The following is a 23,771-nucleotide window of genomic DNA, read 5'->3' as shown; positions in this document are numbered from 1 at the left end:
TATCAGACTTTAATTATTTAAGACTACACATCGCCCTCTTGATTCCCGTCAAGTGTTTTTTATAATTTCAAACAAAACAGGCGGATCCGGGTGGACCAGACCGCAAGAACAGGGAGGGGCCGGGAAAATGGCGCGCAGTGACACCCGCTACCGCGAGGCCTTCAACCGGCTTCTGGACTATTGCGGCGCGCTGCCGGTCGGGGCCGCCCTGCCGGCGGAAACGGCGCTGAGCGACGCGGCAGGGGTCAGCCGCACGGTGATCCGGCGATGTCTTGCGCGGTTGCAGGAACTGGGGCTGATTTCCTGGGACGGGCGCGAGAAACACCTGCTGCGCGCGCCCGCCCCGGCAGACCGGATCGCGCTTCCGGAACATGGCGGGTCGAGCGAGGACCTCGAGAAGCGGTTCCTGAGCTGGATCCTGCGCTTCGACGTGCCCGCCAATACGCCACTCTCGGTGGCGGAGCTGTCGCGCAGCTTCGACGTGCCCCAGCACGAGCTGAAGGAATTCCTTGCGGGCCTCAGCCGCTTCGGCCTCGTCGGGCGACGCAAGCAGGGCGGCTGGATGCTGCGCGGCTTCACCCGGGAATTCGCGATCGAGCTGTCGGATTTCCGCTCCGTGCTGGAACTCAACGCGGTGGCCCATGCCGCCGAGGCGCCGATCGACCATCCGATCTGGGACCAGCTCGACGCGCTCCGCACCCGCCATCTTGCGCTGAAGCAGCGGATCGATACCGATTACCACGAGTTCTCGAAGCTCGACGAAAGCTTTCACATGGCGATCAACGGGGTCGTTTCCAACCGCTTCGTGGCCGAGTTCCAGAAGGTCATCTCGCTGATCTTCCACTACCACTACATGTGGGACAAAACCCTGGAAAAGACCCGCAACGCCGCCGCGATCGAGGAGCATCTGGCGATCATCGACGCGCTCGAGGCGCGCGACGGGAACGCGGCGGTCGAGGCGGCGCGGCGTCACCTGAAAACCTCCAAGTCGACGCTGCTGTCCTCATTGCGCCATCACGACCTGGGCTGAGAATGCAGCCTCAGGCCAGCGCGGCCTCGGCCCCGGCGGGAAACGGCCGTGACAGCGCATCGAGGTTGCGGCGAAGCGAGGCGGGTTTCGCCGTCCCCAGCAGGACCGCCGCCGTCGCCGGATGACGCCGCGCGAATTCCAGCGCAGCGGTGGCCAGCGGCACGCCATGCGCATCGGCCCGGGCCTTCAGCGCGGCCACACGGTCCAGCACCTCCTGCGGCGCGGGGCCGTAATCGTAGGTCGCCCCTTCCACCGGCCCGGTGGCGAGGATCCCCGAGTTGAAGACGCCGCCCAGCACAAGGCTCGTCCCCGCCTCAAGGCAACGCGGCACCAGCGCCGCCTCGGCCGAACGGTCCAGCAGCGTCAACCGCCCGGCCAGCAGGATCGCGTCGAGCGGCCCGTGGTCCATCACCTCGAGGCAGACCTCGCATTCGTTGACGCCAAGCCCGAAGGCCCCGATCCGCCCCTGTTCCTTCAGACGCGCCAGCCGTGCGTAGCCGGACCCGAGGAAGGCCTCCATATGCGCCGCGTTGGCCGCGCCGTGGGTGTATTCCCCGATGTCGTGGACGTAGACGATATCGGCCCGAGTCACGCCCAGCCGTTCGAAGCTTTGCGCCAGACTTTCCTCGATGCCGTCGCCGGAATAATCGTAGCGCATGTCGTTCTGCGCCGGGTTGACGTAGCCGTCGGCCTCGGAAATGGGCGCCGCGGCGGGCGACAGGATGCGCCCCACCTTGGTCGACAGCGCAAAGCCCGCCCCACTTTTCAGCGACCGCCCCTTCAGGAACCGCCCCAGCCGCATCTCGGCCAGCCCCCGCCCGTAATGCGGCGCGGTGTCGAAGTAACGGATGCCCGCGTCCCACGCGGCGGCAAGCACCGCCTGCGCCTCGTCCTCGGTCACCTCGCGGTACAGATTGCCGATGCTGGCACAGCCGAAGGCCACCTCGGTCACCGCGACATCCGTGCGGCCGATCCGGTTCGTCTTCATGCCGCCCCTCCCGCAATGGCGCGGCCCGGCAGGGCCCCGGACAAAGACAGACAGGCCCCGGCCCGGCGGGCGCGGCGGCGGGTGCCCAAGGGCACGATCGGTGTTGTTGACATGCGTATTCCTCCCCGAATACAGTTTCTTATTATTAAGAACCATATCGTCGGGCAAGAGGAAACTGGGGAGGAGATCCGGTGGCCATCGACGCGCACCAGCACTTCTGGCGCATCGCGCGGGGGGATTATTCCTGGATGGACGACAGCGTGGCGCCGATCCGGCGCGACCTGCTGCCTGTCGACCTGGCCCCCCTCGCCCGCGCGGCCGGCATCGACGGCACCGTCGTGGTGCAGGCCGCCCCCACGCTTGAGGAGACGCGCTTCCTGCTCGGCCTCGCGCACGAGACCCCGCTGATCCGCGGGGTGGTCGGCTGGATCGACCTCGCGGGAGATGTCCGCGCACAACTCCACCGCCTGTCCGACCCCTACCTTGTCGGCCTGCGCCCCATGCTGCAGGACATCGGGGAAACCGGCTGGATCCTGCGCCCAGAGGTGCTGGCGGGCCTGCGGGAGGTCGCGGCGGCGGGGCTCCGGCTGGACGCGCTGATCACGCCGCGCCATCTCGGCACGATCGACAGGCTGGCGGCCGAGATCCCCGCCCTGCCGATCGTCATAGACCATTGCGCCAAGCCCGTGTTCACGGGCAGCGACCCGGGCGACGATTGGCGCACGGGGATGACGCGGCTTGCCACGCACCCGCAGATGTTCTGCAAGCTTTCGGGCCTTGCCAACGAATTCGGCCCGGGCTGGTCGGCCGACACCCTGCGCCCGGTCTTCGACCATGTGCTGACCGCCTTCGGGGCGGACCGCGTGATGTGGGGCAGCGACTGGCCGGTGCTGGAACTGGCCGGCGATTACGCCCGCTGGATAGCCACCGCCCGCACCCTGTCCCGCGACCTGCCGCCCGCCGACGTCCAGGCGCTTTTCGGCGGCACGGCGGCGCGGTTCTACGGCCTCGACGACACGCGCCCCGGCGCGGACACCTGAAAGGAGACGTCATGCAACGGATGGGCCTGGTGATCGGCATAGATCCCGCGAAGATCCCCGAATACAGGCGCCTGCATGCCGACGTCTGGCCCGGGGTTCTGGCGCGGCTGGGCGCCTCGAACATTACCAACTACTCCATCTTCCTCCGCGAGCCAGAGAACCTGATGTTCAGCTACTGGGAATACCGCGGCACGGATTTCGCGGCGGATAACGCGGCCATCGCCGCCGACCCGGTGACGCGCGAATGGTGGGCGCTCTGCGGCCCGATGCAACGCCCCCTCGACACCCGGGCCGAGGGCGAATGGTGGGCGCCGATGGAAGAGGTCTTCCACCTGCCCTGACCCCTCTCGCCCCTTTCCCCCCTGCCACCGGCAATCATGCCCGGTGTTATCGAAGTGTTACCTTGCCGTCATAGGGCTTGGCCCCAAGACGGGGACGGGATCATGTTCGACAGGATCACAGGCGGGCCACAGGTGGCCGGCACGGAGACAGCGACTGACGCGACCGAGGCGGCGACCGCCGCCATCGCGGTCGCGTCCCTGCGCCTCAGCTATGGCCCGGCCGAGATCCTGCGCGGCATCGACCTGTCCCTTGCCCCCGGCCGGGCGCTGGCGCTTCTCGGCCCGTCTGGCAGCGGCAAGACCACCCTCCTGCGCGCCATCGCGGGGCTGGAGGCCCCTTCGGCCGGAACCATCGCCCTGAACGGCCGGGTCGTCGCGGACGCCACTGCGCGCCGCTGCCTGCCGCCCGAAAAGCGGGGTCTCGGCATGGTGTTCCAGGATTACGCGCTCTGGCCGCATCTGAGCGTCGCGCGCAACGTCTCCTTCGCGCTCGAAATGGCCGGCGTGCCCCGGGCCGAGCGCGAGGCCCGCACCCTCGCCTCGCTTGACCGGGTGGGCCTGGGCACCATGGCGGCGCGGCGGCCTGCGCAATTGTCGGGCGGGCAGCAACAACGCGTCGGCATCGCCCGCGCCATCGCATCGGGCGCGGGGACGGTGCTGTTCGACGAGCCGCTCTCCAACCTCGACCGAGAGCTGCGCGAGACCATGGTGGACGAGATCGCTGCGCTGGTGGCCGACCTCGGCCTTACCGCGCTCTACGTCACGCACGACCACGCCGAGGCGTTCTCGCTGGCCGACGAGGTCGCGGTGATGGCGGCGGGACGCATCGTGCAGAGCGCCCCGCCCGAGCGGCTGGTCGACGCACCCGCCAGCGCCTGGATCGCGGCCTTCCTGCGGCTGGGCGCGGTGCTGCCCGTGCGGGTGGGCGCCGAAGGCTGGGCGCTGGACGACGGCACTCCGGTCGCCCCGCCCGCGGCGGCCCCCCGGGGCACGACCCATGTCCTTTTCACCCGACGCGCGCTGACGCCCTGCGCCACCGCGGATGCGGCCCTGACCGCCCGCGTCCGGCGCTGCCTGTTCAAGGGCGAGGGCTACCTCGCCACGCTCGACCTGCCCGGCGGCGCCACGTTGCACCTGCCGCTGGCGCAGCGCGCCGATCCGGGCGAGGCGCTGCCGCTCTCGCTGAACATCTCCGCCCTGCGCTGGTTCGCAGGCGGCCCCGACCAACATGCAGATCCCCAGACAGGAGATTGAGATGAAAAGACTTTCCCTCCTCATCGCCACCACGGCCCTGACCGCCGCCGCCAGTGCCGCCGCCACCGCCGCACGGGCCGACATCACGGTCTATACCGCGGGCCCCGGCGGCCTGGCCAAGGCGCTGGTGCAGGGCTTCACCAAGGAAAGCGGGATCAAGGTGAACCTCTACCAGGCCACCACAGGCAAGGTGATGGCGCGGCTCAAGGCCGAGCAGTCGAACCCGCAGGCCGATGTCGTCATCTCGGCCTCCTGGGGTACGGCCACCAGCTTTGCCAAACAGGGCCTCCTCATGCCCTACACCAGCCCGAATGCCGCCAAGGTGCCGGATTTCCTCAAGACCGACACCGCCGTGGCCGAAGGGGTTTCCGCCCTCGCCATTGCATGGAACCCGAAAAGCGGCACGCCCAGGCCCACCGACTGGTCCGACCTCGCCAAGCCCTATTACAAGGACAAGGTGACCATGCCCGACCCGGCGCAGTCGGGGTCTGCCTTCGAGCTGGTCGCGGCGCTGGACGGGAACGGTCAGCAGGGCCTTTTCGGCAAGCTGCACGGCAACGGTGTGCTGGTCGCGGGCGCCAACAAGGCCGCGCTGAACCCGGTGTTGCAGGGCGCCAAGGCGGCGGTGTTCGGCGCGGTCGACTACATCTCGATGGCGGCGAAGGCGAAGGGCGAGTCGGTCGACGTGATCTTCCCCGAAAGCGGTACGGTGGTGGCGCCGCGCCCGATGATGATCCTGAAATCCACCACGCACGCGGACGAGGCGAAGAAATTCGTCGATTACGTGCTGTCGGATGCCGGCCAGGCGGCGGTCGCAAAGGTCTACCTGATGCCCGCGCGCACCGACGTGCCCGCCAAGCGCCCGACGATCAGCGAGTTGAAGCTTCTGAAGCTCGACAGCGAGGGCGCGCAGGCCAAGCGCGCCGCGATCCTCGGCGATTTCGCCAAGGCGATGGGCAAGTAGACCCATGGGGGGCGACGCGTTCACCGGGGCCGCGGCCCCGTCGAGGCGGCGCCCCCGCATGACTGGCCCCCGAATGACAGGCCCCCGCATGACTGGCCCCCGAATGACTGGCCCCCGAATGACTGGCCCCCGAATGACGACGGGCAGATTGGCTGGCGGGCTTCTCCCCCTGCTGGGCCGCGGGTCGACGATCGCGGCGCTGGTCGTGGTGGTGGCCCTGCCCTTCGCCTTCATCGCGTTGCAGGCGGTCTTTCCCGAGATCGGCGCCGGTTCCTTCGCGCGGCCCCTCGCCCACCTGGCCACGGTGCTGCGATCCGAGGATTTCGCAACCCAGACGCGCAACACGCTGGCGCTGGGGGCGGGTGTGGTCGTCGCCTCTTTCGCGGTGGGCGTGCCGCTGGCCGCGCTGAGGGCCCTGACGCGGCTGCCCGGCGCGCTGATCTGGGATCTCGTGTTCCTCGTGCCGTTCATGATCCCGCCCTATATCGCCACGCTGGGCTGGATCATGACGCTGCAGCCCGCGGGCTACCTGCAACAGCTGACCGGGGTGAGCCTCGGGCCCCAGCTTTTCTCCTTTCCCGGGATCGTGGCGGTGATGACGCTGCATTGCTTCCCGGTGGTCTATTTCGCGGCCTCCCGTGCCTTTACCGCGATCGGCGCGCGCACATCGGATGCCAGCCGGGTGTTCGGTGCGGGACCGCTGCGCGCCTTCTGGCGGGTGACGCTGCCGCTTGCCACGCCCGCGCTGGCGGCAAGCGGCCTTCTGGTCTTTGCCATGACGATCGAGGAATACGGCACCCCCGCCGTGCTGGGCGCGCGCTTCGGCTTCGACGTGCTGGTGACCGGGATCGACACCTCGCTGTCGGACTGGCCGATCGACCTGCCCAAGGCTGCCCTTCTGTCGATCGCCCTGATCGCGCTGTCGCTGGCGGCCTTCGCGCTGCAACGCTGGGTCGCCACGCGGCGCGATGCGGGGGTGGTGGGCGGCAAGGCCGCGCGGGCGGCCACGCGCCCCCTCTGCGGCTGGGCGCTGCCGGTGCTGGTGCTGTTCGCGGCGGTTGCCTTCGTCTCGACCGGGCTGCCCCTGCTGGCGATCCTTGCGACCGCGCTGAGCCGGACGATCTCGGGCGGGTTGACACCTGACAACCTGGGCCTGGGCAACTTCCGCGCGGTGCTGGCCGACAGCTCCGGCGCGCTGAGCGCACTTGGCACGAGCTTCGGTCTCGGGCTGATCAGCGCCGTGATGGCGGGGGTGCTGGGCCTTGCCGTGGCCTTCACCACCGCGCGCCGGGGCAGCCGGGGCGGGCGAAGGGCCCCCGGTGCCGCGCTGATCGACGCGCTGTCGATGCTGCCCAACGCCGCGCCGGGCGTGGTGGTGGCACTGGGGCTGATCCTGCTGTGGAACCAGCCCGCCCTGCCCGCGACGCCCTACAACACGCTCGCGATCCTGGTGCTGGCCTATGTCTGCATCCTGCTGCCACAGCCGGTGCGCTATACCGTGGCGGCCTTTCAGCAGGTCGACCCCGCGCTCGAGGCGGCGGCCCGGGTGCATGGCGCGGGCCCGGCCCGTGCCGCCTGGCGGGTGCTGGTGCCGCTGGTCGCGCCCAGCGTGCTGGCCGCGATGCTGCTGGTCTTCACCGTCGCCGCACGGGAACTGGTCGCCTCGCTGCTGGTCGCCCCGGTGGGGGTGGACACGATCGGCACCTACATCTGGCGGCAGTTCGACCAGGGGTCGATGGGCGAAGGGATGGCGGTGGCCTTTCTTGCCATCGTCGCGACCACGCTGGTCCCGATCGTCATCCTCTCCGCCATGCGGCGGCTTGAGATGCCGGGCTGAACGGCCCCCTCAGGGCGCGAACCACGGATCCTCGGGCGAGACGATGCCGGTCGGCTGATCCTCGCCCACCTTGCGCCAGACGTTCAGCTGCGGCGCGATCGTCGCGTCCCGGCCCTGCGCAAAGCTCTGGTCCCGCACGATCATCCGGTAGGCCGCATCCAGCGCCAGCGCGCGCTCGGGGCTGGGATAGATCAGGGCCGAGATGTCGTTGCGAAACGCCGAGGCCTTTTCCGGCGTCAGCACTCCCTTCGCGGTCAGCCAGGCACGGATCAGCTCCATGTTGCCGCGAAACTCGTCCCCCGCGCGGTTGGTGCGCAGGTAATGGGCGTAATCGCCGGTCCCGTCCGCGCGCCTGAGGTCCGGCACCCCGCGCAGTCCCGCGCCCTGTGTCCAGTGCCGCCAGCCGCGCTGCGGCGCCTCGGCACCCAGCTTGCGGGCGAAGGAAAAGGTGGAATCGTCGTTCACCCCCACCCCGCCGTGACAGCCCATGCAGAACACCGTCTCTTCCAGCGTCTGGGGCCGCAGCGCACCCTGCGCATCCTCGATGAACCCCTGCAACCGCCAGCCCGAGCCCGATGCGATGCCATGCTCGGCCGAGCCGTCGTAAAGCCGGATCCGGTCGGGGAAGTCGTGCTTTTCCTTGGCCTCCTTCAGCACGGCATCCTCAAGGTCGAAATAGCTCTGCCATGCGATCTTGCGCATGTAGCGCAACTCCTTCATCCGCGGCGCCATCGTGACATCGCCCGCGGCGCCGAGATCGAGGTAGCGCACGGTGTGGACGAATTCCGTTCCCAGCGGGTAGAGGCCGGCGGCAAGCGGCGCCTTGCCCGCGGCCTGCAACGCGCCCGCCCGGCCCGCATAGCGCATGGTGATGCCGTCGAGGGGAGCGAAGGCAAAGACCACCTTCGTCGCCCGGCCCATCACCCCGTCACGGTCGAGGTCGACGCCCATCGCGGCCTCGTCCGTGGGCGGGATGGCGATGTCGTGGCGCTTGATCAGCGCCTCGGTGATGGCAAGGTTGGTGACATAGACCGCCCTATCCGGGGTGCCGTCCACGCGCTGGCGATAGGCGGCAGGCAGGCGGATCAGCACATCGTCGGCGGATCCGTTGGCGGGCCAGAAGGTGCCCGGCAGCGGGGTATAGCTGAAGGCGCGCCAGCCGGTCATGCGACCATCCCCGCCGATGTCGAAGCCGGCATCGTCGAAACGGAAGGCGACGTCGGGGGTATAGCCCGACCACTTGCCATCGCCCTCGGCATCCCACCCGGCGGGGGGATGGGCAAGCGCAAGGGCCAGCAGGTTGGTCCCGTCCTCGGCGCGGTAATTGTCGGTACGGACATAGGCGAGGATGTCGTCGGGTTTCACCGCCGCCACCGCGGCGCGGCGGTCGACGAACAGGTTGGTCCAGCGGTTCACCCGGGCGGGGGCGGCAAAGCTCCACTCCATCTGCTGCGCCGGGTCGTTGATGTAGTTCGGCGCGCGCGACCGGACGTGGCAGGTGGCGCAGGGGTTGTGCACCCCGCCCGAGGCGTCCTCGGTCTTGGTGTAGCATTGCGGCGGGATGTAGGCGGTGGGGTTCGTCAACGCGAGGTCGTTGCCCGCCACGGCCGAGGTGGCGGACAACGCGGTGGCAAGAAGGAGCGGCATGGCAAGACGGCGCATCGGGTTTTCCTTGGATCTCGGTGGCGGCCGAAGACCGCGCGACGGCAACGGGGCCGGCGCAGGTCCCTGGATATGGCGCTGACAACTGTCGGGCAGGGCCGCATCTGGCCGGATGCGCGCGGATCACCGGGGGCCGGCAGAGGGCCTGTGCGCACGACACGAAGGACAGGGCCCGGCACACACGCACCGGGGCCCCGGACGAAGCCCCGGCGCGCCGGCGCCCCGCCGAATGCGGCCGATCAGTTGGTCTTGGCGTCCATGGCCGGGAACGGGCCGACATAGCCAACGTAGGCGCGGGCCTGCCCGGCCTCGGTCAGCTTGTCCTCGTCGCTTTCGCCGTAGGGATGCTGGACGACGCCCATCAGGTAGCCATGGCCGTTCAGGTTCGGATACCAGTAGACCGAGGTGGTTTCCGACCCGTACGGCGTCGACAGGATGCGGGTCAGCGATTTGGCGTTCAGGTTATAGGCCCAGACCGCGTCGTTCTGGTGGCCCGAGCCGGTATCCTCGCCGATCACCAGCGTGTCGTAGCCGGGCATGTAGGTGATGTTGTCAGGGTTCGCGATGCCGTCCACGTCGCAGGTATTGCCCGCGAATTCCGAATTTGCGGCGTACTTGGCGGGCTTGCCGGCGACGAGGCCCTCCATCTTCGTGGCCCTGAACTCGGCGTCCAGCGTCAGGGCATAGACCGCCCCGCACTTGTTCGCCGTCAGCTGGATGTCATTGCGTCCGCCCAGCTCGTACTTGCCCTTCTTGGCGTCCTTCTCCATCCCCTTCTCGATCGCCGACATCGACAGGTAGAGCGTGTGGGTCGCGGGGTTGAGGGTCGACCCCTCCATCTTCCGAAACTCGGTCGTGGCGCCCATCATTGAGGCGTAGCGGCGGGTCTCCAACCGCGAGGCGGCCATCTCCATCCCCGGCCGGACCTTCAGGCACTCGGCCGCGCCTTCGGCGTTGGAGCCCTTGAAACCCTCGGGACAGCTGCCGTCTTCACCGATCTTGGCGGTATCGAACAGGTCCGAGAACGTCGCCCCGCCCTCGATCGCCTTCCGGACCGAGGCATCGTCGGCATGCCCCAGGTCGACCCAGGAGATATCGGCTGCCCCCGCGCCCTCGGCCGAGGTCTGCGTCCATTTCGCGGCATAGAGGGTGCCGGCCGACAGGTCGCCCGCGACATCGGCCTTGTACATGAACAGACCGACGTTCGTCCCGTCGTCCGAGATGTAGACGGTCTTGCGGTCAGGCATGACGTTCGCAAGCTCCACCGCCACGCGGCCCATGGAATAGTGCTTGGCCGGGGTCGCCTCGCCCGCGCCGGTCACCGTCACCTCGACCGGATAGCCGAAGCGATAGGGCCGGTAGGCCTGCTTGAACTCCGCCAGCGTCATGGTGCGGGGGTTCAGCCCCTCGTAGCGGACCATCGGCTTGATATAATCGTCGATCTGGTCAAGTGCGGTCGCGGCCTCGATCGCGCGCGCGTCGGCCGGGTATTCCTCGGAGCCGAGATGCGTCTCCCACGGCGTGACGGAACCCGCGCAGGGCACCCAGAGCCCGCCGAGACCCGAGAAGTCGATTGGCCTGGTCGACACGGCCTTCAGCGTGCCGTCCCCGGCCTGTTCGACCTGGGTCAGGTACATCGCGCCGGGACGCGATTCGAAATGGGTGACGGAGTAGAGCTTGCCGTCGACCCGCAGCAGCGAGGTGAAATCGGCATCGACGGAGATCTGATCCGCCCCGTCGTCGGATTTCACCACCTTGCCCTGACGATCGACCAGCGCGCCAAAGACATGGTCGCCCAGCTTGTCGCCCGACCGCGCCAGGATGTGATAGCCGAGGTCGACCTTCTTGCCGTCGATCTCGGCGCTGGCCGAGGCCGTCACCGCGCGCTTCTCGGCATCGGTCCGGGCAAAGGGCACGGGGGCAAAGGTGATCTCGGACGCTCCGGCGAGGGCCGGAACGAGGGTCAGTGCGGTGGCTGCGAGCAGATGGCGGCGCATGGTGATCCTCACGGGGGTATAACGAAATCGCGAGGTCGGGATACCCGGGGGAGCCGTCAGTTTTGTGACAGGTGGGGCCATGGCCCGGGTCATGGCCCGGCTCATGACCGGGGCAGCCGGCGGCGCGGCGCTGCCCGCGCAGGCGATGCGGGACATATTTAGGGCCGGGACCAACAATTTTTCTGCCCCCGGACGGGTCGGCCGGGCTAAGCTGAGTTCGGGACAGATGGACCGGGGGGCCCAGATGCAACGAATCGTTCTGATCGCCGAGACGGACGAGCGGCAGCGCCTTGTCGCGCTGTGGCGCGCCGGGGGAAGCAGCCGCACGCCACGGGTTGTCCACGACCCGGAAGAGGCGCTGCGCCTGCTGCCCGACGCCGAAGTTTCGGGCATGAGCCGCGCCAGCCTCGTGGCTTGGCTGAAGGACCGCAGCACAGCCTCGCCTGAGGCCTGATGCGACATGAGAAACAGATGACAATCACCTGTTTTAAAACATAACTCCACACAATCGTCTACCGTGGACACGGCGGCCGACCCTGTGCTGTCTTGGCCCTGGCTTGCCGGGCACCGCAGGCCATGGGGCGCCCCCTTTGCCCGCGTGATCGGCGATCGTCCGCCGCTGCCCCGCCGTCGCCCTGCTGTCACCGCAGTGTCACCAAATACTGCGATGCGAAGCGCGACACCGCCGACAAGGGAGCAACCCATGGCATCGCACTTCACCCGCCGTTCCATCCTCCAGGGCAGCGCCGCCCTTGGTCTGACCGCCTCGCTGCCGGGCTTCGCGCTGGCCGACGCGATGGGCGACCTCGTCGCCGCCGCCACGAAGGAAGGCAAGCTGAACACCATCGCGCTGCCGCCCGACTGGGCGAACTACGGCAAGATGATGGAGGCCTTCACCAAGAAATACGGCATCCAGATCGACAACGCCTCGCCCAACGCCTCCTCCGCGCAGGAGCTTCAGGCGGTGAAGTCGACCCGCGGCCAGGATCGCGCGGTGGACGTGGTCGACGTGGGCCCGTCCTTCGCGCTGATCGGCCAGCAGCAGAAGCTGTTCGCGCCCTACAAGGTGGCCGGCTGGGACAGCATCCCCGCCGACATGAAGGACAAGGACGGGCACTGGTACGGCGATTACTTCGGCGTCGTCTCGTTCGGGGTGAACACCAAGGTGGTCAAGAACGTGCCCCAGACCTGGGCCGACCTCCTGAAGCCCGAATACAAGAACATGATCGCGCTGAACGGCAACCCGCTGAGCGCGGGCGCGGCCTTCGGCGGGGTCTATGCGGCGTCGCTGGGCAACGGCGGGTCGCTCGACGACATCAAGCCGGGCGTCGAATTCTTCGCCAAGCTGGCGAAGTCGGGCAACTTCATCCCCGTCGGCGTGACGCCCGCGACGCTGGAATCCGGCCAGACCCCGATCGCGATCAACTGGGACTACCTGAACCTCGGCTACCGCGACAAGTTCAAGGGCAAGGCCCCGATCGAGGTGGTCGTGCCGTCCGACGGTGTCTTCGGCAACTTCTACGCCCAGGCGATCAGCGCATTCGCCAAGAACCCCGAGGCCGCCAAGCTGTGGCAGGAATTCGTCTATTCCGACGAGGGCCAGCTGATCTACCTCGAAGGCTATGCCCACCCCGCGCGGTTCAACGACCTTGCCAAGGCCGGCAAGATCCCTGCGGACCTGGAGGCCAAGCTGCCGCCGTCGAAATTCTATACCGACGTGAAATTCCCGACCGAGGACCAGCAGAAGGCCGCGCAGAAGGTGCTTCAGGAAAACTGGCAGAACATGGTCGGCCAATAACGTGAGTTCCGAGACGACCAACGGCGGCGCCCCCGGGCGCCGCCAGCCCGCCGAACGTCGCCGCATCAGCCTGTCGGCCGCACTGCCGCTGGTCTTCATCGGGCTTTTCTTCCTTTACGTGCTGGCCTTCCTGGCTGGTCCCGCGGTATCGATCTTCGTCCAGGCCTTCACCTCCTCGGACGGCGGGTTCACGATGCACTACGTGGACCAGCTCTTCGGCCGCTACTATGCCAAGGCCTACCTGACCACCGCCGCGCTGTCGGCCGCGACCGCGCTGATCGCCGTGGTGGCGGGGCTGCTCACCGCCTACCAGATCCAGCGCCCGGGCACGCCCGAATGGCTGCGCAACGCGGTCAATTCCTTCGCTGGCGTGGCCGCGAACTTTGCCGGCATCCCGCTCGCCTTTGCCTTCATCTCTACGCTCGGCACGCAGGGCATGCTGACGCTCTGGCTGAAGACGGTGGGCCTCGACATCTACGGGGCCGGGTTCTCGCTGTTCTCGTTCTGGGGGCTGGTGCTGACCTATCTCTATTTCCAGATCCCGCTGATGGTGATCATCATCACCCCGGCCCTGCAGGGCATGCGCCGCGAATGGCGCGAGGCGGCGCTGAACCTTGGCGGAAACGGCTGGCACTACTGGTGGCACGTCGGCATCCCGGTGCTGACGCCCGCGGTGCTGGCCTCGTTCATCCTGTTGTTCGGCAACGCCTTCGCCTCCTACGCCACGCCCTATGCGCTGACCTCGGGCCTTGTGCCGCTGGTCCCGATCGAGATCGGCAACCTGATGTCGGGCAATGTCATCGCCGACCCGCAGCTGGGCAACGCGCTGTCGCTGGGCATGATCGTGGTGATGGGGGCCGCGATGATCCTTTACACCCTTTTGCAGAAGTGGGCCGGACGATGGCAGAAGCGGTGACCCAATCCGCCCCCGCACCCGCCACACGCAAGGCCCGCTCGGGCGCTGATCTGGCATCGGGCCTGTGGATCCTCGTGGTCGCGGCCTTCTTCCTGCTGCCGCTGCTGGGGACGCTGATCTTCAGCCTCTGGGCCGGGGGCAGCCATTACAACCTCTCGAACTACACCAAGCTGGTGCAGAGCCCGAAGATGTGGGCCGCGCTCTGGCTGTCGGTAAAGCTGGCGATCTACACCGTCGCGCTGACCATGGTCCTGCTGGTGCCCGCGGTCCTTTTCATCCGGCTGCGTGCGCCGTGGCTGCGCCCAGTGCTCGAGGTGATCTCGGTCATGCCCTTCGTCATCCCGCCGATCGCGCTGGTGCAGGGCCTGACTGGGCTTTATTCCGTGCCCGGCGCGGCGCTGGCGCTGCCGGTCTGGTTCGTCTCGCGCCCGGAATTCATGGTGCTGGGCTATGTCATCCTTGCCCTGCCCTACACCTACCGCGCGCTGGACGTGGGGATGAGCGCGCTGGACGTGCAGACGCTGACGCAGGCCGCACTCAGCCTCGGGGCCAACTGGGGCCAGATCTTTGCCCGGGTCATCGTGCCCAACCTGCGCACCGCGATCCTCGGTGCCACGCTGCTGACCTTCGCGATCGTGCTGGGCGAATTCGTCTTTGCCAACATCCTGCTGTTCAACACCTTCGCGGTTTATATCAACTACATCGGCCAGGTGAACGGCACCGGGGCGGCAGCACTGTCGCTGTTCTCGTTCTTCGTCACCTGGGTCGGGATGCTGGGGCTGCTGGCAGGCGGCAGCCGTGGCCAGGTACGTGCAGGAGGCGTCGGCTGATGGCCCGTCTGGAAATTCGTGACGTCAACAAGTCCTACGGTCCGCAACATGTCTTGCGCGACGCGGGCCTCACCTTCGCCGAGGGCGAGCTGGTGACATTGCTGGGCCCCTCGGGCTGCGGCAAGACCACGCTACTGCGGATCATCGCGGGGCTGGAGACGGCCGACAGCGGAGCCGTCATGCTCGATGGCGCCGACATCTCGGCCATGGCGCCGAACCGGCGCAACATGGGGATGGTGTTCCAGGCCTATTCGCTGTTCCCCAACATGACGGCGGCCGAGAACGTGGCCTTCGGCCTCAAGGTTCGCCGGACCGAGGGGCGCAGGCGGGCCGCGCGGGTCGACGACCTCATGGAGCTGGTGGGCCTTGGCGCCTTTCGCCACAAGTATCCGCACCAGTTGTCGGGCGGCCAGCAGCAGCGCGTGGCGTTGGCCCGGGCGCTGGCGATCAGCCCCAGCCTTCTGTTGCTGGACGAACCCCTTTCGGCCCTCGACGCCCGCGTGCGGGTTCAGTTGCGCGACGAGATCCGGCGTATCCAACAGGAGACCGGGGTGACCACCATCTTCGTGACCCACGACCAGGAAGAGGCGCTGTCGGTCTCGGACCGGGTGGCGGTGATGAACCACGGTCGGATCGACCAGTTCGACACCCCGCAGGCGATCTACCAGCGTCCGGCGACCGCCTTCGTCGCGGGGTTCATCGGCATTTCCAGCCGGCTGGAGGGCCATGTCGCCGAGGGTGGCGTGGTGCTGGGGTCCGAGGTTCTGCCCGCGCCTCCGGACCACGGCATGACCACGGGCACCCAGGTGACCATCTACCTCCGGCCCGAGGACGTGCGCCTGTCGCCCATGGTGGAGGGTGGCCGTCGCGGCACGGTGCGGGCGCAGACCTTCATGGGCGCACAGACCCGAGTGTCCGTGGCGCTTCCCGGCGGGGCCGAGATCCACGCCGACCTCGCCACCCCCGAGGCGGGCGCACTTCTGCCCGGGACCGAGGTCGCCGTCGACTGGAACATGGACCGCGCCCGCATTCTGCCCCGCGACCGAACCGCCGCCTGAGGCGACCAGACGGGCGGCGCCCTCCCGCGCGGCCCATCTGGCCAGGCAGTTTGACTTGCCGCGCGCCGCGCCCCATCTTTTCTGCAACGCGGCAAGGCGGAGTGCGAATGACGGCAGACCAGATCGACACGGAGCTGACTCGGGCCGTCGTCCGGGTGCAGGCCTATCTGCCGGACTGGGCGGTCACTGTCCTGGTCTATGTCGTGGCGGCGCTGGTGGCGCTGGTGGTTGCGCGCATCGCGCTGAACCTGCTGAACCGCGCGGTCGCGGGGCGCGACCTGTTCTGGCGCTCGCTTGTGGGGCGCGGCGCGCCGCCGGTGCGGCTGATGCTGCTGATCCTCGCGCTGGGGCTTGCCACGACGTTCGCGCCCGTCGGCTATGGCGCGGCCACGGTGATCGGGCGGATCCTCTTCGTCGCGCTGATCCTCGACATCGCGTGGCTGTCCGATACCGCGCTTTACATCTGGACGACGATCCACCTGCGCCGCTTCAAGCTGGATACCGAGGACAACCTGCTTGCCCGCAAGCACGTCACTCAGGCCCGCATCCTGCTTCGCGTGGCGCGGATCCTGGTGATCGTCTTCGCCATCGCCGCCGCGCTGATGACCTTTCCGGCGGTGCGGCAATACGGCGTGTCGCTCCTGGCTGCGGGTGGCGCGGCCTCGGTCGTCGTGGGCCTTGCGCTGCAACCGCTTCTGAAGAACCTGTTCGCCGGGATCCAGCTGGCCATCACCCAGCCGATCCGCATCGACGACGCGCTGATCGTCGACGGTGAATGGGGCAATGTCGAGGAGATCACCTCGACCTACGTCGTGATCCGGATCTGGGACTGGCGCCGCCTCGTCGTGCCCCTGTCCTATTTCATCGAACAGCCGTTCCAGAACTGGACCCGCGAAAGCGCGGCACTGATCGGCACGGTGATGATCTATCTCGACCTGACCGCCGATGTTGCGCGGGTCCGCGAAAAGACCGATGAGATCGTTCACGCCTCCCCCCGGTGGGATGGCAAGGTCTTCGCCGTGCAGGTGACGGAGTTCGAGGAACGGGTGATGCAGGTGCGCATCCTCGCCTCGGCCAAGAACGGGCCCACGACCTTCGATTTGCGCTGCGAGATCCGGGAAAAACTGATCGGCTGGCTTCAGGCCGAAATGCCGGGCGCCCTTCCCAAGACCCGGGGCGAGGTCGCCCTGCGGCAGATGGACGAACCGCCGGCCCCGTAGGGCGCGTTCAAACGCACCCTACCGCGCGCTCGGGACGGATCCGGGCAAGACGGGTGGCGGGTGGCGGGTGCCCCCCTCACTTCCCGCCCAGCGACCATTCCCGCGCCATCATGTCGGCGCCGCCCGGTTGCAGCGGTACCGTCGCCAGCACGTCGAGGAAATGCCCCGTCCAGGTCGAAACCCGCGTGCGTTCCACGGCGGCGAGGCTTGCCTCGTTGCGCCGGATCCGCTCGGACAGTGGCATCTTCAGGGCCATGTCGATTGCCCTGGCGCAATCGTCGGTGTCGTAGGGGTTGACCAGCAGGGCGTCTTCCATCTCCTCCGCCGCGCCGGCAAAGCGCGACAGCACCAGAACGCCGGGATCGGCCCGGTCCTGCGCCGCCACGTATTCCTTGGCCACAAGGTTCATCCCGTCGGCGAGCGAGGTCACCAGGCAGACCCGCGCCATGCGATAGAGAAGCGCCAGCGTCTCGCGCCCCACCGGCCGATGAATGTAGCGGATCGGCGTCCAGTCCAGCTCGGCGTGCCGGCCGTTGATCTGGCCCGAGATCTCCTCGAGCTCGGCACGGATCTGGCGATAGGCCTCGACCTGCTCGCGTGTCGGCGGGGCGATCTGAAGAAGCGTCGGGCGGCGGCCCGCGGCGTACCGGTCGAGATAGGCCTCGAAGGCGCGGAAGCGGTTCGGCAACCCCTTGGTGTAATCCAGCCGGTCGACGCCGATGATCAGATCCTCGGGGGCATCCTTGCCGAAGGGGTTGGGCGCCTCGCGCGCGGCTAGGTCGCGAAACCCCTCGTCGTCGATCCCGATCGGGAAGGAGCGGACCGAGACCACCCCGCCATCGAACTTCACCGCGCCGTCCGGCAGGAATTCGGCCCTCGGGTCCGAGCGGAACATCTCGAGGCAGCGCGCGGTATCGGCCTGGGTCTGCAACCCCACCAGGGTATAGGCCGCCAGCCAGCCGGCAAAGGCCTCCGGATAGGGCAGCACGGCCAGGTCACCCAGGGCAGGAAACGGGATGTGCAGGAAGAACCCGATGCGGTTGGTCACCCCCAGCGCGCGCAGCTCCTGCGCCAGCGGCAGGAGATGGTAATCATGCACCCAGATCGTATCGCCCGGCTCGATCATCCGGGCGATCATCCCCGCCAGCCGGGCGTTCAGCCTGCGGTACCCCGCCGAATAGCCGGAGCGCAGCTCGACCAGATCGGAACGGCGGTGGAACAGCGGCCAGAGCACGGAATTGGAAAAACCGAGATAGTAATCCTCGTATTCCTGCTCGCTCAGCCGGAAGGCCAGGCGCTGGTAGGGGGTGTCGCCGATGCTGAACAGCCCCTTCTCGTCGCCCGCGTCGGGATGTGCCCCGATCCAAACCCCGCCGCGTTCGGCCAGCGCCTCGTGCAGCGCGACCACCAGCCCGCCCGAGGACGGCGCCTTGGTGGGGATCCTGTTGGAGACGACGATCAACCGCTCAGTCATGGCATCCTTTTCGGCCCGGGTGCTTCGGTGAACGCAGACTGCACGACCAACTCACCGGGAGAGGCGATCCCTGGCCGGGATCGCCGGGGCCAGCTCACTGATGGCAGTTCACTGCGGACGGGCTTCAGGGGCGGTGTGCCGGGCGGACCGCGGGCCGCGGCGAAATTTCCGCGGTGCCCTGGTCCCGTCACCAGATCAACGCTGCAACGCGGCGAGGTGTTCCGCACTTCATGATATCGCCCGACATACTCGCGCGATCAAGGCCCCGGGGAAACGCGGCCGGGGCGGCGCCCCTGCCCCCCAACCCCGGGCGCGCGCTAGCCCAGCGCCGCCTCAAGCCAGTCTATGAAGGCCGCGCGGCGCGGAAAGCGGACCCGGGCGTCGCTGTCAGGCCCACCGATGCGGATACCGGAACCGCCAAGCGCCTGCGCGGCGCGGATGCCGTCCTCGTCGGTCAGGTCATCGCCGGCCATCAGCGGGCGGCGGGCGGAGAACGGCGCACGTTCCATCAGACCGCTCAGCGCCGTGCCCTTGTCGACACCGGCCGGCGCGACCTCGCTGACCAGCGTACCGTGCATGGCTCGCAACTCGATCCCGCCGTCCCCCGAACTCTCGGCGACCGCGCGGTCGACCGCCTCGCGGCAGGCGGCGCCCAGAGCCTCGTGCCCGCGGTAATGCAGGGCCACCGCGCCGGGCTTGCGCTCCAGCAGCAGGCCGCGCGGCGCGGCGAAGGCGGCAAGGGCATCATGCGGCGCCTCCAGCGCCTCGAACACCCCCTCGGCCAGCCGAGGCGTCTCGCCGGGCCAGAGCGTCTCCACGCCGTGCGACCCGCTCAGCACCAGCGTGAGGCCCTCGGTCATCTTCCGGATATCGTCGAGCGCGCGCCCGGTGATCACGGCCACCGCCCCGCCGGTGGCATGGTGCAGCCGCTCCATTAGCAGGCGTTCGCGCGCCGGCAGGAACACCTGCTCGGGCCGGGACTCGAGCGGCGCCAGCGTGCCGTCGAAATCGAGAAACAGCGCCCAGCCTTCCCAGTCGCCGGGGCGCGGCAGCAGGTCTGCGTCTTGCGGCTGATGTGCACTGGTCATGACGTTCCCTTCGCGTGGCCCTTCGTGTGGCCCATGATGCGGCGTCTGCTTTCAAGCGGCACGCCCTCCCCTCAGCCAGCGCCGGTACGATCCGCCATGGATCGGTCCGCGCCGTGTGAGGGCAGAGTGAGCGCCGCCACCACGACACAACGCCGTGCCACCGGCCCTGTTCCCGCCCCCGACGCCATCACCTCACGCGGCTGTCATCCCTGCGACGGCCCTTCGCCAGAACCGGGCCGGAACTCATCCGCCCGGGGCACGTTTCACCATCGCCACTCAAGACAGTCCCGACCGCCGCGTCTCAGCCCCCCGAAAAAAAGCGGGCCGACGATCCGGGGCGGCACATCCGGAAGGACCCCCATGAAACTTCGCTGGACCATCAACGGCGCGCCCGGAGAGCTGGACCTCGACCCCCGGGTCACGGTGCTCGACGCGCTGCGCGACCACCTCGGCCTGAACGGCACCAAGAAAGGCTGCGACCACGGCCAGTGCGGCGCCTGCACCGTGCTGATCGACGGCCGCCGCGTGAATGCCTGCCTGACCTTGGCCGTGATGCACGACGGCGCCGAGATCACCACGATCGAGGGGCTGGGCACGCCCGAGGCCCCCGCGCCCCTGCAACGCGAATTCGTCCGCTGCGACGGGTTCCAGTGCGGCTATTGCACCCCGGGCCAGATCATGTCGGCCACCGGCATGCTGGCCGAACTGCGCGACGGCAGCCCCAGTCACGTCACTGACAGCCTGACGGCTGAGCCCGAGATGACCGATGCCGAGATCGCCGAACGGATGAGCGGCAACCTCTGCCGCTGCTCGGCCTATCCCTTCATCCGCGAGGCAATCGAGGCCGCGGTGGGGGAGGAACGCGAATGAGACCTTTCGACTATACCCGACCCGACAGCCTTGACGCCGCGACCGACGCGCTGGATGCCCCCGGCGCCCGGATCATTGCGGGCGGCACCAACCTTCTCGACCTCATGAAGCTGCAGGTCATGGCGCCCGAGACGCTGGTCGACATCAACCGCCTGCCAGGCCTCGACCGGATCGAGGCCGAAGCGGGCGGCCTGAGGATCGGCGCGCTGGTGCGCAATGCCGACCTCGCCGCCGACCCGCGCGTGCGCCATGCCTACCCGGTGTTGTCGCGTGCCCTGCTGGCCGGCGCCTCGGGGCAGATCCGCAACAAGGCGACGACGGGCGGGAACTTGCTGCAACGCACTCGCTGCCCGTATTTCTACGACCCGGCGATGGCCTGCAACAAGCGCGAACCCGGAGCGGGCTGTGCCGCCGAGGGCGGGGTGACGCGGATGCTCGCGATCCTCGGAACCTCGCCTGCCTGCCGCGCGGCGCATCCCTCGGACATGGCGGTGGCGCTGCGCGCTCTGGATGCCGAGGTCGAGGTGCACGCCCCGGACGGCACGCTGCGGCGGATCGGACTTGACGATCTCTACCGCCTGCCGGGCGATACTCCCGAGGTGGAAACCACCCTCGCCCCCGGAGAGATCATCACCGCCGTGCACCTGCCCGCGCCAGATGCGGGCGCCGTGCAGGCCTATCGCAAGATCCGCGACCGCGCCTCCTATGCCTTCGCGCTGGTCTCGGTGGCCGCCGTGGTCGCGGTCGAGGATGGCCGCATCACCCGGGCCGCACTCGCCTTTGGCGGCCTCGCCCCGCGGCCCTGGCGCGATGGCAGGGCCGAGGCGCTGCTGATTGGCAAGGCCCCGTCCGAGGCGCTTTTCGCCGAGGTGGCCGAGGCGGTGCTGGACGGTGCGGTGACCGATGCGGGCAACGATTTCAAACTCGCGATGACCCGCCGCGCGCTGGCGGCGGTGCTGGCCGAGACGACGGGCCTTGCTCCGGCCTCGACCGGGACGGACAAGGTGGAGGTGCCGGCATGACCGAGCTTTTCAGAATGAACGAGGCGCAACCGCGTCTGCTGGACGAAACCGGCCAGGGCGTGATCGGCGCCCCGATGGACCGGCCCGAGGGCCTGTTGAAGGTGACCGGCCGTGCCCCCTATGCGGCCGAGCAGCGGCCTGACGGCCTCGTGCACGGGGTGCTTCTGCGCGCCACGATCACCCATGGCCGCGTGACCGGCTTCGACGAAGGCGCAGTGAAGGACCTGCCCGGATACCTGGGGTTGTTCCACGGGCCGGAGTTCGTGGCACTTCCGGCGCAGGGCATGTCGACCGCGGCGCCGCTGCAACCGGACGGGGCGGTGGGCTATCACGGTCAGCCGATCGGCCTTGTCGTCGCCGAAAGCTTCGAGGTGGCGCGCGATGCGGCAGCGCGCATCGGCATCTCCTATGACGAGGTGCCCGGCGCACCGGTCGATCCCTCGGCCACGCCGCTGGAGGCGAATTCCGGCGGCGATACCGAGACCGGCGACCTTGAGGCCGCGATGTCTGCGGCGGCCGCCTCGGTCGATCTGACCTACACCACCCCCGGCCATGCCGCCGCGGCGATGGAACCGCACGCGGCGGTGGCCGAGTGGCAGGACGGGCGGCTGACGCTGCACGGGGCGCTTCAGATGCTGCAGTTCAACAAGGCGGAGCTGGCCGATGCGCTGAGCCTGGATCCTGACAAGGTTCGGCTGCTGGCCCCCTACGTGGGTGGCGGCTTCGGCTCCAAGCTGGGGATTTCGGCCGAGCATGTCGCGGCGGCGGTGGCGTCGCGCGCCCTCGACCGACCGGTCCGGGTGGTGATGGCGCGCCAGACCGTGTTCGACGCCGTCCTGCGCCGGTCGGAGACCTGGCAGCGCCTGCGCCTCGCCGCGGATGCCGAAGGCAGGCTGACCGCCATCGGGCATGACGACCGGGTGTCGAACGTGGCGGACCAGGGGTTCCTCGAACCCGTCAGCGCCGCCACCCGGTTCCTCTATGCCGCCCCCAGCCGGCTGATGCGCCAGCACGTGTCGCGCAACCACCGCACCCCCGCCGGGTCGGTCCGCGCGCCGGGCGAAGCGGTGGGGATGCTCGCCCTCGAATGCGCCATGGACGAGCTGGCCGAAAGGCTGAACCTCGACCCGCTGGACCTGCGGCTGCGCAACATCCCCGAGACGCATCCCGAGACCGGCCAGGCCTTCACCGCCCATGCGCTGGCCGAAAGCCTGCGCGACGGCGCGCGCCGCTTTGGCTGGGACGCACGCCCCGAAACCGGCACGCGGCGCGAGGGGGAGTGGCGCATCGGCATGGGGCTTGCCTCGGCCGCGCGCACGAACCTGCTCATCCCCTCGGCGGCGCGGGTCACGCTCGGCCCCTCGGGCGCGGTGGTCGAGACCGACATGACCGACATCGGCACCGGCACCTACGCGATCTTCGCCCAGATCGTGGCCGAGGTGCTGGGCCTCGCCCCCGATCAGGTCGAGGTACGGCTGGCGGACAGCGACCTGCCGCCCTCCTCCGGCTCGGGCGGGTCGTTCGGCGCCTCGTCGGCCGGTTCGGCGGTGTTCCTTGCCGCCCGCAAGATCCGCGAGACGCTGATCGAGCGGATCGGCGGCGCGCCGAACACCGTGCGTTTCGCCGACGGCACGGTCGAGGCCGGGGGCACGCGGCACCGGCTCGCCGATCTGGTCTCCGAGCCGCTGGCGATGGAGGCGAAGATCGAGAAGGGCGAGACGGCCAAGAGCCACTTCTCCTCGGGCTTCGGGGCGCATTTCGCCGAGGTGGCGGTCAGCGACGTCACCGGCGAGATCCGGGTGCGGCGGATGCTGGGGGTGTTCGGCATCGGCCGGGTGCTGAACGCCAAGACCGCGCGCAGCCAGGCGGTCGGCGGCATGATCTGGGGCGTCGGCGCGGCACTGCACGAGGCGCTGGAGCATGATCCGCGCACCGGGCATATCGTCGGCCGCGATCTGGCCAATTACCATGTTCCGGCCCATGCGGACATTCCGCGCGCGCTGGAGGTGGTGTTCCTGCCCGAGCGCGACGACGAGGCCAACCCGATGCAGTCGAAAGGGATCGGCGAGCTGGGGATCTCGGGCGCGGGTGCGGCGGTGCTGAATGCCGTGCACAACGCGACAGGGCTTCGGCTGCGCGACTACCCGGCGACGCCCGACAAGGTGATCGCGGGACTGGACGGGCTGGGCCGGGCATGAATCCGGCGGCGGGGGACAGGCGCGGTGGGGGCGCGTTGAAACGCACCCTACGCGGTGTCCTGCCCTTCCCCCGTCGCTCTCTGCCCAGCCGGCCCAGAAAACAAAAGAAACGCCCCCACAGGATGCTGCGACGCATTCCGGCATCTGGGACACAGCCAACGGAACAATGTGTTTCCACCCCCGA

20 protein-coding genes are annotated in these 23,771 nt (G+C 68.8%); 15 read left to right on the top strand and 5 right to left on the bottom strand.

What is annotated here, in order from left to right; all coding sequences use genetic code 11:
• Positions 1-127: 127 nt before the first annotated feature.
• A complete protein-coding gene (locus tag CVV76_RS21610) occupies positions 128-1,030 on the top strand; it encodes a GntR family transcriptional regulator (RefSeq protein WP_102226762.1) in 903 nt (300 codons plus the stop codon).
• A 10-nt stretch (positions 1,031-1,040) separates the two neighbouring features.
• On the opposite strand, the gene CVV76_RS21605 is transcribed toward CVV76_RS21610, so the two are convergent.
• Positions 1,041-2,018: an aldo/keto reductase gene (locus tag CVV76_RS21605; protein ID WP_102226761.1), complete on the bottom strand. Its 978-nt coding sequence runs from the start codon at positions 2,016-2,018 to the stop codon at positions 1,041-1,043.
• Between the two features lie 191 nt (positions 2,019-2,209).
• On the opposite strand from CVV76_RS21605, the gene CVV76_RS21600 reads away from it, so the two are divergent.
• The 5 genes from CVV76_RS21600 to CVV76_RS21575 all read left to right on the top strand — a co-directional run bounded on the left by CVV76_RS21600 (position 2,210) and on the right by CVV76_RS21575 (position 7,454).
• Positions 2,210-3,058 carry an amidohydrolase family protein gene (locus tag CVV76_RS21600; protein WP_102226760.1) on the top strand — a complete coding sequence of 283 codons (849 nt, stop codon included), beginning with the start codon at positions 2,210-2,212 and terminating at the stop codon, positions 3,056-3,058.
• Between the two features lie 11 nt (positions 3,059-3,069).
• Positions 3,070-3,399: an L-rhamnose mutarotase gene (locus CVV76_RS21595; protein WP_102226759.1), complete on the top strand. Its 330-nt coding sequence runs from the start codon at positions 3,070-3,072 to the stop codon at positions 3,397-3,399.
• Between the two features lie 102 nt (positions 3,400-3,501).
• The gene (locus tag CVV76_RS21590; protein WP_102226758.1) at positions 3,502-4,653 is read left to right on the top strand and encodes an ABC transporter ATP-binding protein; all 1,152 of its coding nucleotides are present in this window, start codon (positions 3,502-3,504) and stop codon (positions 4,651-4,653) included.
• Between the two features lies 1 nt (position 4,654).
• Positions 4,655-5,617 carry an ABC transporter substrate-binding protein gene (locus tag CVV76_RS21585; protein ID WP_102226757.1) on the top strand — a complete coding sequence of 321 codons (963 nt, stop codon included), beginning with the start codon at positions 4,655-4,657 and terminating at the stop codon, positions 5,615-5,617.
• 133 nt (positions 5,618-5,750) lie between these two features.
• Positions 5,751-7,454, top strand: coding sequence for an ABC transporter permease (locus CVV76_RS21575; RefSeq protein ID WP_102226756.1), 1,704 nt, complete (start codon positions 5,751-5,753; stop codon positions 7,452-7,454).
• A 9-nt stretch (positions 7,455-7,463) separates the two neighbouring features.
• Here the strand turns inward: CVV76_RS21575 and CVV76_RS21570 are convergent, their stop codons facing one another.
• The gene (locus CVV76_RS21570) at positions 7,464-9,116 is read right to left on the bottom strand and encodes a hypothetical protein (protein ID WP_199178675.1); all 1,653 of its coding nucleotides are present in this window, start codon (positions 9,114-9,116) and stop codon (positions 7,464-7,466) included.
• A 239-nt stretch (positions 9,117-9,355) separates the two neighbouring features.
• The gene (locus CVV76_RS21565) at positions 9,356-11,113 is read right to left on the bottom strand and encodes a PhoX family protein (protein ID WP_102226755.1); all 1,758 of its coding nucleotides are present in this window, start codon (positions 11,111-11,113) and stop codon (positions 9,356-9,358) included.
• Between the two features lie 244 nt (positions 11,114-11,357).
• Here CVV76_RS21565 and CVV76_RS24765 point away from each other — a divergent pair, with 244 nt between their 5' ends.
• The 6 genes from CVV76_RS24765 to CVV76_RS21535 all read left to right on the top strand — a co-directional run bounded on the left by CVV76_RS24765 (position 11,358) and on the right by CVV76_RS21535 (position 16,935).
• Positions 11,358-11,567 carry a hypothetical protein gene (locus CVV76_RS24765; RefSeq protein WP_146010344.1) on the top strand — a complete coding sequence of 70 codons (210 nt, stop codon included), beginning with the start codon at positions 11,358-11,360 and terminating at the stop codon, positions 11,565-11,567.
• A gap of 249 nt (positions 11,568-11,816) precedes the next feature.
• Positions 11,817-12,911, top strand: a complete 1,095-nt coding sequence (locus CVV76_RS21555; protein WP_102226753.1) for an ABC transporter substrate-binding protein — start codon at positions 11,817-11,819, stop codon at positions 12,909-12,911.
• A gap of 1 nt (position 12,912) precedes the next feature.
• Positions 12,913-13,827 (top strand): ABC transporter permease, encoded by a 915-nt coding sequence (locus CVV76_RS21550; RefSeq protein ID WP_199178674.1) that lies wholly within the window; start codon positions 12,913-12,915, stop codon positions 13,825-13,827.
• Positions 13,812-14,657: an ABC transporter permease gene (locus CVV76_RS21545; RefSeq protein ID WP_199178673.1), complete on the top strand. Its 846-nt coding sequence runs from the start codon at positions 13,812-13,814 to the stop codon at positions 14,655-14,657. The genes CVV76_RS21550 and CVV76_RS21545 overlap by 16 nt, the downstream gene beginning before the upstream one ends.
• Positions 14,657-15,715: an ABC transporter ATP-binding protein gene (locus CVV76_RS21540; RefSeq protein ID WP_102226752.1), complete on the top strand. Its 1,059-nt coding sequence runs from the start codon at positions 14,657-14,659 to the stop codon at positions 15,713-15,715. Before CVV76_RS21545 ends, CVV76_RS21540 begins: the two co-directional genes overlap by 1 nt.
• Positions 15,716-15,822: 107 nt before the next feature.
• The gene (locus tag CVV76_RS21535; RefSeq protein ID WP_102226751.1) at positions 15,823-16,935 is read left to right on the top strand and encodes a mechanosensitive ion channel family protein; all 1,113 of its coding nucleotides are present in this window, start codon (positions 15,823-15,825) and stop codon (positions 16,933-16,935) included.
• A 76-nt stretch (positions 16,936-17,011) separates the two neighbouring features.
• On the opposite strand, the gene CVV76_RS21530 is transcribed toward CVV76_RS21535, so the two are convergent.
• Entirely contained in the window at positions 17,012-18,409 is a 1,398-nt protein-coding gene (locus CVV76_RS21530) for an alpha,alpha-trehalose-phosphate synthase (UDP-forming) (RefSeq protein ID WP_102226750.1), read from the bottom strand.
• A gap of 317 nt (positions 18,410-18,726) precedes the next feature.
• Entirely contained in the window at positions 18,727-19,497 is a 771-nt protein-coding gene (gene otsB, locus CVV76_RS21525; protein WP_102226749.1) for a trehalose-phosphatase, read from the bottom strand.
• Between the two features lie 360 nt (positions 19,498-19,857).
• Between otsB and CVV76_RS21520 the strand changes: the two genes are divergently transcribed.
• From CVV76_RS21520 to CVV76_RS21510, 3 genes are read left to right on the top strand one after another with little or no spacing between them, the layout of a single operon-like run.
• The gene (locus tag CVV76_RS21520; RefSeq protein WP_102226748.1) at positions 19,858-20,367 is read left to right on the top strand and encodes a 2Fe-2S iron-sulfur cluster-binding protein; all 510 of its coding nucleotides are present in this window, start codon (positions 19,858-19,860) and stop codon (positions 20,365-20,367) included.
• Positions 20,364-21,389 carry an FAD binding domain-containing protein gene (locus CVV76_RS21515; RefSeq protein ID WP_102226747.1) on the top strand — a complete coding sequence of 342 codons (1,026 nt, stop codon included), beginning with the start codon at positions 20,364-20,366 and terminating at the stop codon, positions 21,387-21,389. The genes CVV76_RS21520 and CVV76_RS21515 overlap by 4 nt, the downstream gene beginning before the upstream one ends.
• Positions 21,386-23,587 carry a xanthine dehydrogenase family protein molybdopterin-binding subunit gene (locus tag CVV76_RS21510; RefSeq protein ID WP_102226746.1) on the top strand — a complete coding sequence of 734 codons (2,202 nt, stop codon included), beginning with the start codon at positions 21,386-21,388 and terminating at the stop codon, positions 23,585-23,587. The genes CVV76_RS21515 and CVV76_RS21510 overlap by 4 nt, the downstream gene beginning before the upstream one ends.
• The last annotated feature ends 184 nt before the right edge of the window (positions 23,588-23,771 follow it).

The sequence above is a fragment of the Acidimangrovimonas sediminis genome (assembly GCF_002871005.1).
Taxonomy (GTDB): domain Bacteria; phylum Pseudomonadota; class Alphaproteobacteria; order Rhodobacterales; family Rhodobacteraceae; genus Acidimangrovimonas; species Acidimangrovimonas sediminis.
This window is presented reverse-complemented; position numbering and strand designations above follow the sequence as displayed.

What these genes read in the sequence shown, in the direction of transcription:
- CVV76_RS24765 (WP_146010344.1), top strand. Translation starts at nt 11,358, where the DNA reads ATGCAACGAATCGTTCTGATCGCCGAGACGGACGAGCGGCAGCGCCTT.
- CVV76_RS21605 (WP_102226761.1), bottom strand. Translation starts at nt 2,018, where the DNA reads ATGAAGACGAACCGGATCGGCCGCACGGATGTCGCGGTGACCGAGGTG.
- CVV76_RS21585 (WP_102226757.1), top strand. Translation starts at nt 4,655, where the DNA reads ATGAAAAGACTTTCCCTCCTCATCGCCACCACGGCCCTGACCGCCGCC.
- CVV76_RS21545 (WP_199178673.1), top strand. Translation starts at nt 13,812, where the DNA reads ATGGCAGAAGCGGTGACCCAATCCGCCCCCGCACCCGCCACACGCAAG.
- CVV76_RS21595 (WP_102226759.1), top strand. Translation starts at nt 3,070, where the DNA reads ATGCAACGGATGGGCCTGGTGATCGGCATAGATCCCGCGAAGATCCCC.
- CVV76_RS21520 (WP_102226748.1), top strand. Translation starts at nt 19,858, where the DNA reads ATGAAACTTCGCTGGACCATCAACGGCGCGCCCGGAGAGCTGGACCTC.
- CVV76_RS21555 (WP_102226753.1), top strand. Translation starts at nt 11,817, where the DNA reads ATGGCATCGCACTTCACCCGCCGTTCCATCCTCCAGGGCAGCGCCGCC.
- CVV76_RS21590 (WP_102226758.1), top strand. Translation starts at nt 3,502, where the DNA reads ATGTTCGACAGGATCACAGGCGGGCCACAGGTGGCCGGCACGGAGACA.
- CVV76_RS21570 (WP_199178675.1), bottom strand. Translation starts at nt 9,116, where the DNA reads ATGCGCCGTCTTGCCATGCCGCTCCTTCTTGCCACCGCGTTGTCCGCC.
- CVV76_RS21565 (WP_102226755.1), bottom strand. Translation starts at nt 11,113, where the DNA reads ATGCGCCGCCATCTGCTCGCAGCCACCGCACTGACCCTCGTTCCGGCC.
- CVV76_RS21515 (WP_102226747.1), top strand. Translation starts at nt 20,364, where the DNA reads ATGAGACCTTTCGACTATACCCGACCCGACAGCCTTGACGCCGCGACC.
- CVV76_RS21535 (WP_102226751.1), top strand. Translation starts at nt 15,823, where the DNA reads ATGACGGCAGACCAGATCGACACGGAGCTGACTCGGGCCGTCGTCCGG.
- CVV76_RS21575 (WP_102226756.1), top strand. Translation starts at nt 5,751, where the DNA reads ATGACGACGGGCAGATTGGCTGGCGGGCTTCTCCCCCTGCTGGGCCGC.
- otsB (WP_102226749.1), bottom strand. Translation starts at nt 19,497, where the DNA reads ATGACCAGTGCACATCAGCCGCAAGACGCAGACCTGCTGCCGCGCCCC.
- CVV76_RS21510 (WP_102226746.1), top strand. Translation starts at nt 21,386, where the DNA reads ATGACCGAGCTTTTCAGAATGAACGAGGCGCAACCGCGTCTGCTGGAC.
- CVV76_RS21610 (WP_102226762.1), top strand. Translation starts at nt 128, where the DNA reads ATGGCGCGCAGTGACACCCGCTACCGCGAGGCCTTCAACCGGCTTCTG.
- CVV76_RS21540 (WP_102226752.1), top strand. Translation starts at nt 14,657, where the DNA reads ATGGCCCGTCTGGAAATTCGTGACGTCAACAAGTCCTACGGTCCGCAA.
- CVV76_RS21530 (WP_102226750.1), bottom strand. Translation starts at nt 18,409, where the DNA reads ATGACTGAGCGGTTGATCGTCGTCTCCAACAGGATCCCCACCAAGGCG.